This is a genomic window from Geodermatophilus marinus (assembly GCF_003428645.1).
Lineage (GTDB): Bacteria > Actinomycetota > Actinomycetes > Mycobacteriales > Geodermatophilaceae > Geodermatophilus.
In genome coordinates this window covers 43,399-57,924 of sequence record NZ_QVQH01000003.1, presented here as the reverse complement: position 1 = coordinate 57,924, position 14,526 = coordinate 43,399, and the positions used below count along the sequence as shown (strand labels likewise).

Genomic DNA, 14,526 nt, shown 5'->3' with positions numbered 1-14,526 from the left:
GCCGGTATGCGTCCGCGGTCGGTGGTCGCGGTCGAGGTGGTGGTCATGGTGGTTCCCTCCTGGCGTGGGGAGCTCTGTGGTCAGCGGGTGGTCAGCGGGTGGTCAGCGGGTGGTCGGCCGGGGAGCGTGCGGACGTCGGGCCGGTCGTCGGTGTCCCGCCGCAGCGCCGGGCGGAGCAGCAGCCCGGCCAGCAGGATCACCACCAGGCCGGCGCCGATCACCGCCCAGCCGATGCCGCCGAGCGAGGGCAGCTCCGCGCCGATCCGGCCCCGGACGTCGATCCCTGCCGAGCCGTCGGCGTTCATCACCACGAACGCCCACCTGCCGCCGGCCGGATCCCAGGTCAGCTGCTGCGGGCCTGCGCCGGAGGCCTGGGCGGTCCAGAAGTCCTGGTCGGCGGGTGCCCCTGGGGGCGCACCTCCGGGGACCTCGTCCTCGGCGTCGGCCGGGGTGTCGAATCCGAGCGCGTCGACGGCGGTCCGCGCGACGCCGTCCAGGTAGGCCTGGGCCTCGGCGGCCGGGGCGATCCCGACGAAGACCCGATCCGCCGGGTCCGGCGTGATCTCGATCCGGGCGGTGCCCACCGGGGCGGCCCGCAGCAGCCGGTCGGCGCCGGCGCCCAGGTCGATCCGGTCGCTGACCAGGGCATGGCCGGGGGAGGTGAAGCGCTCCTCCGGGCTGACGACGAAGCCGTCGGCGCGGTGCAGGTGGTGGGCCCACAGCAGGGCCCCACCCCCGGCCAGCAGGCCCAGGCCGGGCAGCAGGAGCAGCACGCCGAGGACGAGCGCGGCAGCACGTCCGCTGCGGCTCGCTCGGCGGGGCGGTGTGCTCGACGTGGCTCGTCGGACGTCGGTCATGGGAGACCTCCGGGGGAAGGGGGTCGCCGCTCCCGCGGCGTGGGGCGGTCGCAGCCTGCTGCCGACGCAACGCCGGGCACGAGCCCCGCGCGGGGGCGGATGCGTGCCGGGATGAGTGGTCCGCGAAGTCCTGCCAGCGCCCTGGCGGGGGACCGCGACTCCCTCGCGGGAGGCAGACGGGACGACCCGTGCGAGGGCTCCCCTCGGTTTCCGCCCGGCGGGATGATGGGAAGTGTCGTCGTCCCTGCTCCGCCCGCTCCGGCTCGAGGCCCTGAGCCGTACCGATGCCGCGCTCGCCGGTGCCCTGGTGGTCGCCGGGGTCGCGCTCGTCCTGGCGATGCCCGTCGGTCCGCCCTACCGGCCCGTGGACGCCGCGGCCGTGGCGCTGGCCGCTGCCGGGCCGCTGGCGCTGCTGTGGCGGTCGGCCGCACCACTGGTGTCGCTGGTGGCGGCCGATGCGGTGCTGGTCGTCAACGCCGCCGCCGGCTACACGGTCGGCTTCCTGGCCTGGCCGTCGTGGATCGCGCTGTTCAGCTGCTTCGCCGCCGGCGGAAGCCGCGTGCGGGGAGCGGCCGTCGCGATCGCCGTCCCCGTCGTGGCCGCCTACGTGGCCTTCGACCCCGTCGACACCGTCGACGCGCTGCCGTACATCGGGATGACCTCGCTGGTCGCCATCGCGGCCGGCGAGATCAGCCACCGGCGGACCCGCGCGGCGGCCGCCGAGGCCCGCGAGGCCGCCGAGAGCCGGGCGCAGGCGCTGGCCGCTGAACGGCTCCTGCTGCAGGAGCGCGGTCGGCTGGCCCGTGAACTGCACGACTCGCTGGGCCACACGGTCAACGTGATGGTCATGCAGGCCGGGGTGGGCCGGCGGGTGTTCGCCGACAACCCGGCCTTCGCGCGCGAGGCGCTGGAGTCGATCGAGACGGTCGGGCGCACGGCGCTCGACGAGCTGGACCGACTGCTGCGGGTCCTGCAGCCCGACGAACGGAGGGCCCGGACCGGGCCGTTCGCGCCGACGGTCGCCGATCTGGAGGAGCTGGTCGAGCGGATACGGGCAACCGGCCGCCCGGTGGAGCTGCGCGCGGACGGGGTGCAGCTGACCGCCGGGAGCGCGCGGGCGCTGTACCGGATCGTGCAGGAGGCGCTGACCAACGCCGTCCGGCACAGCCAGGCCGGACCCATCCGGGTCGAGGTCCGCCAGGAGGCCGACCGGGTGCTGCTCGACGTCACGAGCGAGGGCGCCCCGGCGGACGACGTCGCGCCCGGCCGCGGGCTGGTCAACATGCGGGAGCGCGCCCGGGCCGAGGGCGGTGACCTGGAGGCCGGCCCCGTGGACGGCCGGTTCCGGGTGCGCGCGCACCTGCCGGCCGGAACGATGGTGCCGGCGTGATCCGGGTGCTGCTCGCCGACGACGACCGACTGGTGCGCAGCGGCCTGCGGGCCCTGCTCGACGCCGAGGACGACCTCAGCGTCGTCGGGGAGGCCGCCGACGGCCGGGAGGCGGTCGCGCGCGCCCGGGAGCTGCGGCCGGACGTCGTGGTCATGGACGTGCGCATGCCCCGTGTCGACGGGGTGGCCGCCACGCGCGAGATCATGACCTGGCCGCGCCGGCCCCGGGTGCTCGTCCTCACCACCTTCGACCTCGACGAGGTGGTCGACGACGCGCTGGGCGCCGGCGCCGACGGCTTCCTGCTCAAGCGGTCGACGCCGGAGCAGTTGATCGACGGCATCCGCACCGTGCAGGCCGGTGACGCGCTGGTCGCCCCGGCGGTGACCCGCCGGTTGCTCGCCGCCCACGCCGCCCACCGGCCGCCCGACCGGGAGCAGCTCGCGTTGGCGGCCGCGTTGACCGAGCGGGAGACGGAGGTGCTCTGCGCGCTGGCCGAGGGTCTGTCCAACGCCGAGATCGCCGGCCAGGTCTGGCTGTCACCGGAGACCGTCAAGACCCACGTCAAGGCCATCCTCGGCAAGCTGGGCGTGCGGGACCGCACCCAGGCGGTGGTGTGGGCCTACCGGACCGGCTTCGTCCAGCGGGACCACGAGTAGGCCGGTGACCGCCGTGGGTGGTGCGCGTGCTGCGCTGCCACCCGCCCGGTAGCGACGCTGCCGGGCACCCGACCGGCGCAGCGCCCCGCCGCCGCGGCCGGCGCCGACCCGGATCCGGTGCATCGGCGACCCCGGCCGCGCCAGCACCGACCCGACCGCAACGCGGCTCCCGCCCGGGCAGGTGCGGCGGGTGGGGGTCCGATCACCGACCGTGTCGGGCCCGCCGGTCGCCCGATAGGGGGACGCCGGGCGCCCCCGGAGTCGACATGTCGACCTCGGCAGGGCGTCACTCGCTCGTTACGTTCCGACTGTTCCCTTCGCAGTGCTCAGCAGTCCCCGACCCCGGAGAACCATGTCCTTCCTCCTCCTGCGCCGTGGCGCCGTCGTCCTCACCGCGGCGGGCGCCACCGCCGCCGGCGGCCTCACCGGCACCGCCGTCGCCGGCCCGCCCGCTGGTACGCCCGCGGCCGAGCGCCCCGACTTCACGCTCACACTCCTGCACGGCAACGACCAGGAGTCCGCGCTGCTGCCGGTGACCGGCGAGGACGGCGGCACCTACGCCGGCGCCGCGCTGTTCACCGAGCTGCTCCAGCAGCAGCGGGACGCGGCCGGCACGGGGCGGCCCGCGCCCGGCCAAGCCGGCAAGCGCGGTGTGCTGACCGTCTCGGCGGGTGACCACTTCCTGCCGGGCCCGCAGCTGGCCGCCAGCGACGCCTCCGGCGGGCGCATCTACGACGCGGTCGCCTTCACCGAGGCCGGCTGGGACGTCGCCATCCTGGGCAACCACGACTTCGACCGGACACCGGACTTCCTCGGCCGGTTCCTGGAGGACATCGGCGACGGGACGCCGTTCGTGTCGGACAACCTCGGCTTCGACGAGGAGCCGGCGCTGCTGGCGCAGGTGGAGGACGGCACGATCGTCACCGCCCACGTGGAGCGGGTGACGGGCGAGCGGATCGGCATCATCGGCCTGACCACGCCCGAGCTGCCCCAGCTCACCAGCCTGGGCGAGGTCACCGTCGACCCGGACCTCGCCGGCATCGCCAACGCGCAGGCCGCCGCCTACGCCGCCGAGGGCGTCGACAAGGTCGTCCTGGTCTCGCACCTGCAGGACATCGACAACGAGGTGGCGCTGGCCGCCGACCTCTCCGGGGTCGACGTCATCATCGGCGCCGGCGGCGGCGAGCTGCTCGCCGACGAGGGCGACCCGCTCGCCCCCGACGGCACCGAGGTGTACGACTCCTACCCGATCGACGCCCTCGACGCCGACGGGGAGGTCGTGCCCGTCGTCACCACGCCGGGCCTGTACGGCTACGTCGGCCGGCTGGTGGTCACCTTCGACGCGCAGGGCGAGCTGCTCTCGATCGACGAGGAGGCCTCCCGCCCGCTGGTCGTCGCCGCCCAGGGCCCGGATGCGGTCGAGCCCGACGAGACCGTGCGCACCCAGGTCGAGGAGCCGGTCGCGGCCGCGGTGGCCGCCCTGGCCGAGACCGTGGTCGCCACCACCGCGGTGCCGCTCGACGGGATCCGCGCCGAGGTGCGCAGCCGGGAGACCAACCTCGGCGACCTCGTGGCCGACGCGCTGCTCGACGCCGGCCAGGACCAGGCCGACGCCGCCGGCGTGGCCGCGCCGGTGGTCGCGCTGCAGAACGGCGGGGGCATCCGCAACGACTCGGTCCTCGAGGCGGGCGACCTCACCGCCCTGGACACCTTCGACGTGCTGCCGTTCGCGAACTTCGTCGCCGTCGCCCCGGAGACGCCGATCGAGACGTTCGTGGCCGCGGTCGAGAACGGGCTCTCCGGGGACGTGGTCGACGGCGTGCTGCAGCCGGCCGGCCAGTTCGCGCAGGTCGCCGGGTTCACGGTCACCTACGACCCCGCGCAGGAGGTCGGCTCGCGGGTGGTGGACCTGACCCTCGACGACGGCACGGTGGTCGTCGCGGGTGGCGATCTGGTGGCCGACCCCTCGGCGACCGTCTCGCTGGCGACGATCGACTTCCTGCTGCGCGGCGGCGACGGCTACCCGTTCGAGGGGGTGGACTTCACCGTCCTGCCGGTGACCTACCAGGAGGCCCTGGAGAACTACCTCGTCGAGGACCTGGCGGGCACGGTGCCCGCCGCCGACTACCCGGTGGGCGGCGAGGGCCGCATCACGGCGGTCGGCTGACCCCTGGCGCGGCCCGCGGCCCCCGTCCCCTCCCCGGGGCGGGGGCCGCGGTGCGTCCCGGCAGGACGGGTCCGTGCACGCCTGGTCACCGGGTCCAGCGGCGGGATCGGCCCGGAGCCGGCCCGCCGGCCGGGCCTCGGGCCCGGCGGACGGCGAGCGCCCGCCGCGGCGAGCGGAGCACGACGGCCACCTGCAGGGCCCGCCGTCCCCAGCGGGTGTCGGCCACGTCCAGCGGCGGGAACAGCCCCATCTGCCCCAGCACGCCCGCGAGGTCGACGTAGAAGGTGTCCTCGGCGAGCCGTCCGTCCCGCAACCGCACGAAGCTCACCGCCTGGATGCGCAGCGGCCGGCCGGTCGGCGGGAGGCCGAACAGCGGCCCCAGGTGGGTGCCCGTGATCGTGTACTCCTCGGCGACCCGGTCCCCGTGCGGCACCCGGCTGGTGAGGTCCAGCCGGAGATCGGGGACGGCGGCGAAGAGGGCGGCGAGGAAGCGGCCGACCTCGGCCTTGCCGTGGTAGCTCCGCCCGCGGGCCCGGTCGTGCCAGGTGATGGCCTCGTCGTAGTGGGACAGGATCCCGGCGACGTCGCGCCGGTTCCAGTGCGGTACCACCGCCGCCATCGTGGCGAGGTTGCGCCTCTCGGTCGGGGTCAGTGCGCCCACCGGGGGTGCCCTCCGGCGTCGGCGAGCACCATGCCCGCGGTGTTGTAGCCCGACAGCACCACCCACGGCAGCCCGGCCGCGGGCGTCGTCCAGTGCCCGGCCAGGTACAGACCCGGTAGCGGCGAGCGCTGCTGCGGCCGGCCGCGGGTGAGCATCTGCGGCACGAAGGCCCACCCGGCGAAGGCACCGTCGGAGTTGTTGGTCCGCCGCGCCATGTCCAGCGGCGTGACCACCCGCCGGACGACGACGTGCCGGCGCAGATCGGGGATCAGCTCCTCGGTGCGGCGGATGAAGACGTCGGCGATGGCGTCCTTGTCCCGATCCCAGTCGATGCCGACGCTGTCGAGCCGGGTGGGGCACTCCAGCTTGATCGAGTGCATGCCGGTCGGGGCCAGCTCGGGCTGGTGGAAGGTGGCGACGTACAGGTAGTACGCCGCCTCCTCGACGTTGCCCAGCGGGAAGTTGGCCATCGCCTTGTCGATGTCGCGGTGCGGGTACACGAAGTTCAGCCGCTTGACCGAGGCGGCGTGCTCGGCCAGGTCGGTGTCGATGCCGAGCTGGACCTGGAAGAACGCCGGCGTGGTCGGCGCGGTCCCCACGTCGGAGCGCAGCCTGCGGGGGACGACGCCGGCGGGCAGCTGCTCGGTGTAGAGACGACGGGCGTCGGAGGCGCAGACGACCGCGCGGGCCCGGTACTCGCGGCCGTCGACGGTGCGCACGCCGTGGACCCGGCCGCCGGTGACCAGCACCCGCTCCACCTCCGCCCCGGTGACGATCGTGCCTCCGGCCTCGAGGAACATGGCGCGCAGCACCTCGGCCAGCCGGCCGAAGCCGCCCTCCGGCATCCACATGGGCCGCAGCGCGTGCACCAGGAAGACCGACGCGATGACGGCGGACAGCTCCGAGGGCGCGGTGCCGATCCCGACGCAGAGCATGGACAGGGTCGCCTTGAGGGCCGGGTCGCGCAGGTGCTCGTCGAGCAGCTGCTGCAGCGTCCGGGTCTGGTACGTCAGCAGCGTGTGCCCCGGCAGGCGCAGCCGGCCGGCCAGCGGCGCGACGGCGTCGCCCAGCCACGGTCGCTGGAACTGCTCGAGCAGGCCGTCGAGGAGGCGGCGCTCACCGGGGTGGTCGGCGATCCGGAAGGAGGGCACGACGACGTCGAGGTCGGCGACCATCCGCTCCATGACCAGCAGGAGCCGGGTGATCCCGTCCCGCTCGGCCGGGTACTGCTCGGACAGCCGCTCGGCGGCCGTCGTCAGGTCGGCCGGGATCTCGGTCCGCTCGTCGGGGAAGACGCACTGGAAGGTCTGCAGGTCCGGGACCATCGCGATGCGCCGGTCGATGCCGAGCCGCTCGAACACCCGGCGGGTGGGCATCCCGAGCCGGTAGCCGAGCAGGACGTGCCCGCCGTGGTCCCAGCGGAAGCCCTGCTCGCCGTCGCCGTGGGCGTAGCCGCCGACGTAGGGGTTCTTCTCCAGGACCAACGTGCGGGCGCCCTGCTGCGCCAGGGTGAGTGCGGTGGTGAGGCCGCCGGCGCCGGCCCCGGTGACGATGGCGTCGTAGCCGGGCTGCCGGGGGTCGGGCCCGGCAGGGGCGGGGCGGCGGAACTCGGGGGGCTCTGCGGGCACGGGCTGTTCCTCTCGGCTGGGTGTCCCACGGCGGGGACGGCGGTGGTGTCAGGAGGGGCGGGGCGGCGGCCTGATACGTGGTGCTCTCGCTCAGGCGGCGTCGGTCAGGCCGGCCGCTGCGAGGTCCGTGCGCAGGCGGGCCAGCAGGCGGGCGCGGGTCGGGCCGATGCTGCCGACCGGCATGCCGAGCCGGCCCCCGATCTCCTCGTAGCTCAGCGGTGGGGACGCGACCAGCAGCTCCAGCAGCCGCTGGGAACGCTCGGGCAGCTCCCGGACGGCGGACCGGACCGATGCCAGCTGCTCGCGGCGGAGCAGGCTGGCCTCGGGGTCGCCGTCGATCCGCTCGCACGCGCGCTCGCGGCCCAGGCCCTGCCGGCCGTGCGGGTTCCACGGCTGCTCGCGGCGGGCCCGGCCGATCCCCTCGAGGCAGGCGCGACGCGCGGTGGTGCGCAGCCAGCCGGGCAGCCGCTCCGGCTCGCGGATCGCCCCGGCGTGCTCGAACAGCCTGAGCCAGGTGGTCTGCACCGCGTCCGCGGCCTGGGCCTCGGGCAGCCGGAAGCCGTGCACGACCGACCACACCAGCGGTCCGTACCGCTCGACGACGTGCTGCCAGGCGGTCCGGTCGCCGTGGGCCGCCCTCCGGAGCAGCTCGGCCGTGGCCCGGTGGCCCGCGCGGCGGTCCGCCGGGGTCCCCGGCCGCGGCGCGGGCACCGGCACCGGCCGGACGGCGTCCGGTCGGCGGGTCCTGCCGGTGGCTGCGCCGCGGGGGCGGGTGGGCTCGCGCGGGCTGACGGTCATGTCGTGCCTCGTCTCGTCGGCGCCGGAGGGACGGCGCGCTGCCGGGTTCCTCGACACCGAGCCTGGTGGCGCGGCCGGCCCGGGACGATCGGGCAGCCCCCCGGTCCGCCGCCCTCTCCCCCCGTTCCCGGGGTGGGGCGGACCCGCCCGCGGACGGGGGAGATCCCGCCCCACGGGTCAGGCACCTGCGACGGGGGCGGTGGCACGGGCGGGAGCGGTGGCACGGGCGGGAGCGGTGGCACGGGCGGGAGCGGTGGCACGGGCGGGAGCGGTGGCACGGGCGGGAGCGGTGGCGCGGGCGGGGGCCGGGCGGGCGGCCGCCCCGGGAACGGCCGGCCGGGATGCCTCCGTCGGGTGCCCCCGGGTTGGGCGGCGGGGTGCCGCGCGCCGGGCCCGGGTGTGCCGCTGCAGGGGCATCCACCAGTTGCAGGCACCCATGAGCCGCATCGATGCGGGGACGACGACCAGCCGGATGACGGTGGCGTCCAGCGCGATGGCGACGGCCATGCCGAAGCCGAGCTGCTTCATCGGCAGGATGCCGGCGAAGGAGAAGGCCCCGAACACCACGACCATGAGCAGCGCCGCGCCGGAGATGAGCGGTGCGGTCCGAGCGAGCCCCGTGGCGACGCTGCCGGCGTCGTCACCGGTCCGCCGGTGCTCCTCGCGCACCCGGCTGAGCAGGAAGACCTCGTAGTCGGTGCTGAGGCTGAACAGCAGGGTCAGCAGCAGCACCGGGACGAAGTTCTGCACGTACCCGGTCTCCTCGAAGCCCAGCAGGTCGGCGCCGAGGCCGTGCTGGAAGACCAGCACGAGGGCGCCGTAGGTGGCCGCGACCGACAGCAGGTTGATGAGGATCGCCTTGAGCGGCAGGAACAGCGACCGGAAGGCGACCAGCAGGAACAGGTAGATGACCGCCAGCATCGCCAGCACCACCCGCGGCATGTTCTCGGTGATGGTGTCGTTGCTGTCCACCCCCTGCGCGGTCTCGCCGCCGACGTCGACCGCCAGCCCCGGGGCCGCGGTCCGGGCGGCCTCGGCCCGCACCTCCCCCAGCAGCTCCTGGGTGCGCTCGGCGGCGGCCGGCCCGTCGGGGACGACGCTGAGCAGGAGCCGCCGCCCGTCGGCGGAGACGAAGTGGTCGACGGTCCGGCGCGGGTCCGGGGGCAGCGCCGCCCGGGCGTCGGGCGCCAGCGCGGCCAGCGGGTCGCCCGGGACCGCGGCGGCCAGCGCCGGCAGCGCGGAGTCCACCCGGACCACCGACGGCAGCTCCTGCAGCCGCTGCGCCAGGTCGGTGACCGCGGCGCCGTCGTCGGGGCCGAGCGGCTCCGGTGAGCTGACCAGGACCTGCAGCGGGGCCGTCGAGCCGACCCCGAACTGGTCCTGCACCAGCGCGTAGCCGGCCCGCACCGGCTCACCGGCCGGGATGATCCGGGCGTCGGGCGTGAACGTGGCCAGGCCCAGCGACGGGGCGGCGAGCAGGAGCAGGCCGGCGACGCAGGCGGTGAGGAACGCCACCGGCCGGCGCATGACGCGGCCGGCGAACGCGGCCCAGCGCGCGGCGGCCGGGCGGCGGTGGGTGCCCTTGCGGACGACGACCACCCACCGGTCGACGCGCCGACCGAGCAGCTGCAGGAGCACCGGGAGCAGCAGCACGCTGGTGAGCACGGAGAAGGCGACGACGACGACCGCGCCGAGCGCGATCGAGCCGATGACCCCGAGCGGCACCAGGAACAGCGTGCACATGGCGGCGACGACGGTGACACCGGAGGAGACCACCGTCTCCCCCGCGGTGCGCAGCGTGGTGGCGATCGCGCTCTCGACGTCGCGGCCGGCGGCCAGCTCCTCCTTGAAGCGGGCGATGACGAACAGCGAGTAGTCGATGCCGACGCCCAGGCCCAGCATGGTGGCGGTGTTCTGAACGAACAGCGACAGCTCGACGGAGCCGGCCAGCACGCTCAGCAGCGCCAGGGTGAACGCGATCGAGGTCACCCCGACCGACAGCGCCACCAGCGCCGCCACCACGCCGCCGAACAGCAGCACCACCACGAGCACGACCAGCGGCAGCGTGATCAGCTCGGCGCGGACCAGGCCCTGCTCGCTGAGCTCGTTCACCTCGCCCCAGAACGCGGCCGCGCCGACCACCGAGACGTCCAGGCCCTGCTCGGCGAACCGCTCGCGCAGCCGGTCCTGCACCTCGGGCAGCTCCTGCCGCGCGTGGCCGTCGTCGACGCCGAGACCCACGACCTCGGTCACGGTGCGCCGGTCCGCACCGACGAACGCGGCCCGCGCGTCCGGGCCGAGGGTCGACCAGCCGTAGCTGCTGCGCACGTCCAGCGCCGGCTCCTCGGCCACCGCCGTCAGCACCTCCCGCACCCGGCCGTCGAACGGCTCCTGGTCGACCGTGTGCTGCCGGTCCCGGACGACGACGGTGAGGGTGCTCTCGCCACGACCGGCGAAGCCCTCCCGCAGCGCCGCCTCGACGGCCGCGGACTGCGAGCCCTCGACGTCCCACCCGCCGCCGCTGAGCTTGCCGGGGAGGGTCGTGGCCACGACGGCCGCCCCGGCCACGGCGAGCACCCAGACGACCGCGATCGCCCAGCGGGCCCGGCGGGTGAACGAGGCGAAGCGGGCGATCACCGGCGGCGGCCGGGGCCGCGCTCGAGGACCGCCAGGTCCCGCAGGGCCAGCGCCGCGACCCACGGCTTGCGCAGCCGGGCGCGCAGGGCGGACGCCGGCGGGCGCACCGCGCGGTGCACGTCGACCACGGTGTGCCGGCGGACCGGGCGGCCGTCGAGGACGTCGACGACCATCCGCGAGGCCAGGGCGCCGAACAGCATGGAGGTGTAGACCAGCTGGGAGACCGACCCGTCCCCGGAGGCGACCGCGCGGCGAGCGCTCTCGAGCATCTCGACCGGGACCACGCGCAGGGGCACCGCCTGCCGCAGCAGGCGCCACGTCGCCCCGGCCTCGACCTGCTCCCGGGTGACCGCGCCGTCGAACGGCGCCGAGGTGCGGCGGTAGTCGTAGAACCGCACGTACTGGGTGCCGGCCATGTCGTAGCCCGAGATCACCGGGCGTCCCAGCTCCGCGGCGGCCTCGTGCAGCGCGTACTTGGCGCGCCACCCGGCGGCCTCGGTGACGTCGACGCCGTCGATGACCACGTCGCAGGCGGCCACCATCCCGCGGACGGTGCCGGGCCGGATGCCGTCGGTGTCCACCCGGGTGCGGGCGTGCGGGTTGACCTCGGCCACGTGCCGGGCGCAGACCTCGGCCTTGTACGCGCCGACGTCGGCCTGCGCGGCGCTCTGCCGGTTGAGGTTGTTCAGCTCGTAGGTGCCGTTGTCGGCGAGGACGAAGTCCTGCACCCCCAGCCGGACGAGCGGCTCGACCGCGGCCCCGCCGGTGGACCCGCAGCCGGCGACCAGCACGGTCGCCGCGCGCAGCCGCCCCTGGGTCTCCGGCGGGAGGAAGCCGCGGTTGCGGCAGGTGAGCTCGTCGTAGAGGTCGGTGGCCTGCGGGGTCATGGCGGTGCCTTCCGGGAGCGGGGGGCGGGGGCGGGGGTCAGCGGACGGCGGACATCGGGAGGGTCGTGACGACCCGGCGGACGGCGGGGAGCGGGGTGTCGCGCTGGACGGGGGTGCGGGCCGGTGGCTCCGGGACCGCCGGCGCCGGCGGTCGGGGCTCGCGCAGCCGGCCGTGCGCGTCGAGCCAGCCGTGCAGCTCCTCGCGGCAGCGGCGCTCGGACTCCTCGAGACGGTCGAGCTCGGCCCGCAGCCGGCGGCCGCGGGCGACGAGCTCGTCGACCTCCGAGGCCGACCGGAGGTGGGCCCCGGCGGTGAGCTGCGCGGCCCGGGCGCGGGCGTCGGCCAGGATCGCCTCGGCCTCCTCCTGCGCCCGCGTGCGGACGGCGGTGGCCTCCGCGGTGGCCTCGGCGAGCACCTGCTCGGCCATCTGCTCGGCGTGCAGCAGCGTGCGCACCGCGCGGCCGGGGAGGCCGCCCGGGCCGTCGTCCTCCGGCGCGGTGGGGACCTCGGCCGGGCGGGCCAGCTGCTCCTCCAGCCGGTCGAGGAAGGCGTCGACCTCCTCGACGTCGTAGCCGCGGAAGACCACCCGGAACTGCTGGGACCGGAGGGCGGCGGGGTCGATGGGCACGGGGGCTCCTCGGGGTCGGGCGGGGACGGTCAGGCGGCGACCCGCCGGGTGGCGCCGCGGACCGCGCCGGCGAAGGCGTCGGCGGCCTCGAAGAGGTCCTCGGAGGCGAGGGTGGCCTCCAGCAGCTCGATGCGCTGCCGCAGCTCCGCGACGTCGGGGACGCCCGCCACGAAGGGCTTCACCGCGCCGCGGCGGGTGTAGGCCAGGTGCAGCAGGTCGTCGTCGGGCAGCCACGGCTCGGTGTCCTCGACGAGGTGCACCTCCAGACCGGCCAGCAGCAGGTGCCGCAGCGCGACGTCCTCCTCGACGTCCCCGACGAGGACCTGCACGGCCGGCTCGACCGCGAGCAGCGTGCGCCCGGCGCCGAGCAGCAGCTCGAGGGTCACCCGCAGGCGCTGCGCCCGGTCGGTGAGCGTCCGCGCGTGCACGAACCGCTTGAGCTCGCGCACCCCGTCGCTGCGCACCCCCTCCGGGGCGGGGACCCGGTCGAACAGGTCGATCCGGTGGGCGGCCTCGACGGGGAACCGCGCCCGGTCCGGGTCGCGCAGCTCCCGCGGTGCGACGTCCCCCGAGGTGGTGAGGCTGAGGTAGCCGAGGATCCGCCCGGTCCGGCTGCTCGCGGTCAGCACGTGCACGTCGTCGGGGTGCAGCGCCTGCAGGGGCTCGCAGAACCCGGCACTGCGGTGCAGCGCCTCCTCGCAGGCCCACCCGAGCTGCAGGTACTGGGCCAGGCGGAAGCCCTGCAGGCCGAGCAGGTAGCGGTGCGGCAGCTGCTCGGTGGTCGCCGCGACGGTCACGAGCCCGTCACCGCGGACGGCGAGGTGCGGGAGGTCGTCCTGCGGCAGGTGGTCCAGCAGGCGGGCGTAGGTCATCCGGTCGTGCATCGCCACGATGTCGGCGGCGTACCGGCGGGTGGTGGGGCTGGTCGGCGTGGTGCACACGGCTCGGCTCCTGGGTCTCGGGGGTGCCGGTCAGAGGTCGTCGTCGTCGGCGTACAGGGACTCGGTGATGGCCAGGGCCAGCACCTCGGGCGTGCCCTCGTAGATGCGGGCGCCCAGCGCCTCGCGCAGGTACTTCTCCATGACCCAGTCGCGGACGTAGCCGCGGGCGCCCATGAGGGACATCGCCTCCTCGGCGACCTCGATGGCGATCCGGTCGGCGAAGAGCTTGGCGACGGCGGGCTCGTAGGCCGGGGCGGGGATCTCGGTGTCGGCCAGCTGGGCGGCCCGCAGGTACAGCAGCCGGGCGGCGTCGACCTTCATCGACATCTCGGCCAGCTTGCGGGCGGTGAACTGGTGCCTGTACAGCGGCACCCCACCCTGGACGCGCTCGCCGCACCACTGCCGGGCCAGCTCCAGGGCGCCGCGCGCGACGCCGGTGGAGATCGCGGCCACGGCCGCGCGGGCCATGTTCATCTGCTGGACGTTGACGAACACACCGCCGCCCTCGCCGCCGATCACGTTCTCGGCCGGCACCCGGACGCCGGTGAAGGCCATCTCGGTGCCCAGGCAGGCGCGGTAGCCCATCTTGTCCGCCACCGCGCCGAGCTCCACGCCGGGCGAGTCGAGCGGGACGACGAAGCAGGTCAGCGCGCTCGCCCCCGGGGTGCCCTCGACGGCGGCGAACACCGTCGCGTAGCGGGCGACCTTGCCGTTGGTGATGAACTTCTTGGCCCCGTCGAGCACGTAGTGGTCGCCGTCCCGGCGGGCCCGCATGACGTCACGGGCGTGCACGGCGTTCTCGGGGATCAGCAGGTCGCAGCCGGCCTGGTCCTCGGTGATGGCGTTGCACGCCAGGACCGGCTCGTCGCCGGCGAACAACGGCAGGAAGCGGGCCTGCAGCGCGGGGTCACCCGACAGCAGCAGCGGCGCCTGGCCGAGCATGGTCGCCCCGAAGACCAGCGCGTAGCCGGCGTCGACGGCGGCGAGCTCCTCCAGGGCCACGGCGACGCCGAGCTCGCCGTAGCCCAGGCCGCCGTGCTGGCGGGAGATGACCAGGCGGGTCAGGCCGAGCTGGTGCCCCTCGGTCACCAGCTCCCAGTCGAAGTCGGCGGCGTCGGCCTGGTCGAGCCGGCGGACGGCGGGGCGCAGCCGCTCCTGGGCGAAGGCGCGGACGCGGTCGCGCAGCTCCTCGACGTGCGGGGGCAGGGAGGTGAACGTGGGGACGGCGGTCCCGGGGACGGTCAGGTCGAGCACGGTGGGGTCGCTCCTCGGGGGT

12 protein-coding genes are annotated in these 14,526 nt (G+C 75.8%); 3 read left to right on the top strand and 9 right to left on the bottom strand.

The window, feature by feature from the left end:
- Positions 1-80 precede the first annotated feature (80 nt).
- On the bottom strand, positions 81-857 hold the full coding sequence (locus tag D0Z06_RS04380; RefSeq protein ID WP_147331977.1) for a hypothetical protein: 777 nt from the start codon (positions 855-857) through the stop codon (positions 81-83).
- Between the two features lie 232 nt (positions 858-1,089).
- Between D0Z06_RS04380 and D0Z06_RS04375 the strand changes: the two genes are divergently transcribed.
- From D0Z06_RS04375 to D0Z06_RS04365, 3 genes are all read left to right on the top strand, one after another.
- Positions 1,090-2,247 carry a sensor histidine kinase gene (locus tag D0Z06_RS04375; protein ID WP_199522124.1) on the top strand — a complete coding sequence of 386 codons (1,158 nt, stop codon included), beginning with the start codon at positions 1,090-1,092 and terminating at the stop codon, positions 2,245-2,247.
- A complete protein-coding gene (locus tag D0Z06_RS04370; RefSeq protein WP_117376168.1) occupies positions 2,244-2,903 on the top strand; it encodes a response regulator in 660 nt (219 codons plus the stop codon). Before D0Z06_RS04375 ends, D0Z06_RS04370 begins: the two co-directional genes overlap by 4 nt.
- A gap of 352 nt (positions 2,904-3,255) precedes the next feature.
- Complete coding sequence (locus D0Z06_RS04365) at positions 3,256-5,070, top strand: bifunctional metallophosphatase/5'-nucleotidase (protein WP_117376167.1); 1,815 nt, start codon at positions 3,256-3,258, stop codon at positions 5,068-5,070.
- A gap of 85 nt (positions 5,071-5,155) precedes the next feature.
- Here D0Z06_RS04365 and D0Z06_RS04360 read toward each other — a convergent pair whose 3' ends face one another.
- The 8 genes from D0Z06_RS04360 to D0Z06_RS04330 form a co-directional block, all read right to left on the bottom strand.
- Entirely contained in the window at positions 5,156-5,731 is a 576-nt protein-coding gene (locus D0Z06_RS04360; protein WP_117376166.1) for an ester cyclase, read from the bottom strand.
- Positions 5,719-7,359, bottom strand: coding sequence for a phytoene desaturase family protein (locus D0Z06_RS04355; protein WP_117376165.1), 1,641 nt, complete (start codon positions 7,357-7,359; stop codon positions 5,719-5,721). The genes D0Z06_RS04360 and D0Z06_RS04355 overlap by 13 nt, the downstream gene beginning before the upstream one ends.
- 90 nt (positions 7,360-7,449) lie before the next feature.
- On the bottom strand, positions 7,450-8,157 hold the full coding sequence (locus D0Z06_RS04350) for an RNA polymerase sigma factor (RefSeq protein ID WP_117376164.1): 708 nt from the start codon (positions 8,155-8,157) through the stop codon (positions 7,450-7,452).
- A gap of 177 nt (positions 8,158-8,334) precedes the next feature.
- Entirely contained in the window at positions 8,335-10,794 is a 2,460-nt protein-coding gene (locus D0Z06_RS04345; protein ID WP_158579881.1) for an MMPL family transporter, read from the bottom strand.
- Positions 10,791-11,681, bottom strand: a complete 891-nt coding sequence (locus D0Z06_RS04340; protein WP_117376162.1) for a ThiF family adenylyltransferase — start codon at positions 11,679-11,681, stop codon at positions 10,791-10,793. Before D0Z06_RS04340 ends, D0Z06_RS04345 begins: the two co-directional genes overlap by 4 nt.
- A gap of 37 nt (positions 11,682-11,718) precedes the next feature.
- Entirely contained in the window at positions 11,719-12,309 is a 591-nt protein-coding gene (locus D0Z06_RS04335; RefSeq protein ID WP_158579880.1) for a DivIVA domain-containing protein, read from the bottom strand.
- Positions 12,310-12,338: 29 nt separating this feature from the next.
- Positions 12,339-13,250, bottom strand: a complete 912-nt coding sequence (locus tag D0Z06_RS25245; RefSeq protein WP_158579879.1) for a hypothetical protein — start codon at positions 13,248-13,250, stop codon at positions 12,339-12,341.
- Between the two features lie 30 nt (positions 13,251-13,280).
- On the bottom strand, positions 13,281-14,504 hold the full coding sequence (locus D0Z06_RS04330) for an acyl-CoA dehydrogenase family protein (RefSeq protein WP_199522123.1): 1,224 nt from the start codon (positions 14,502-14,504) through the stop codon (positions 13,281-13,283).
- Positions 14,505-14,526 lie beyond the last annotated feature (22 nt).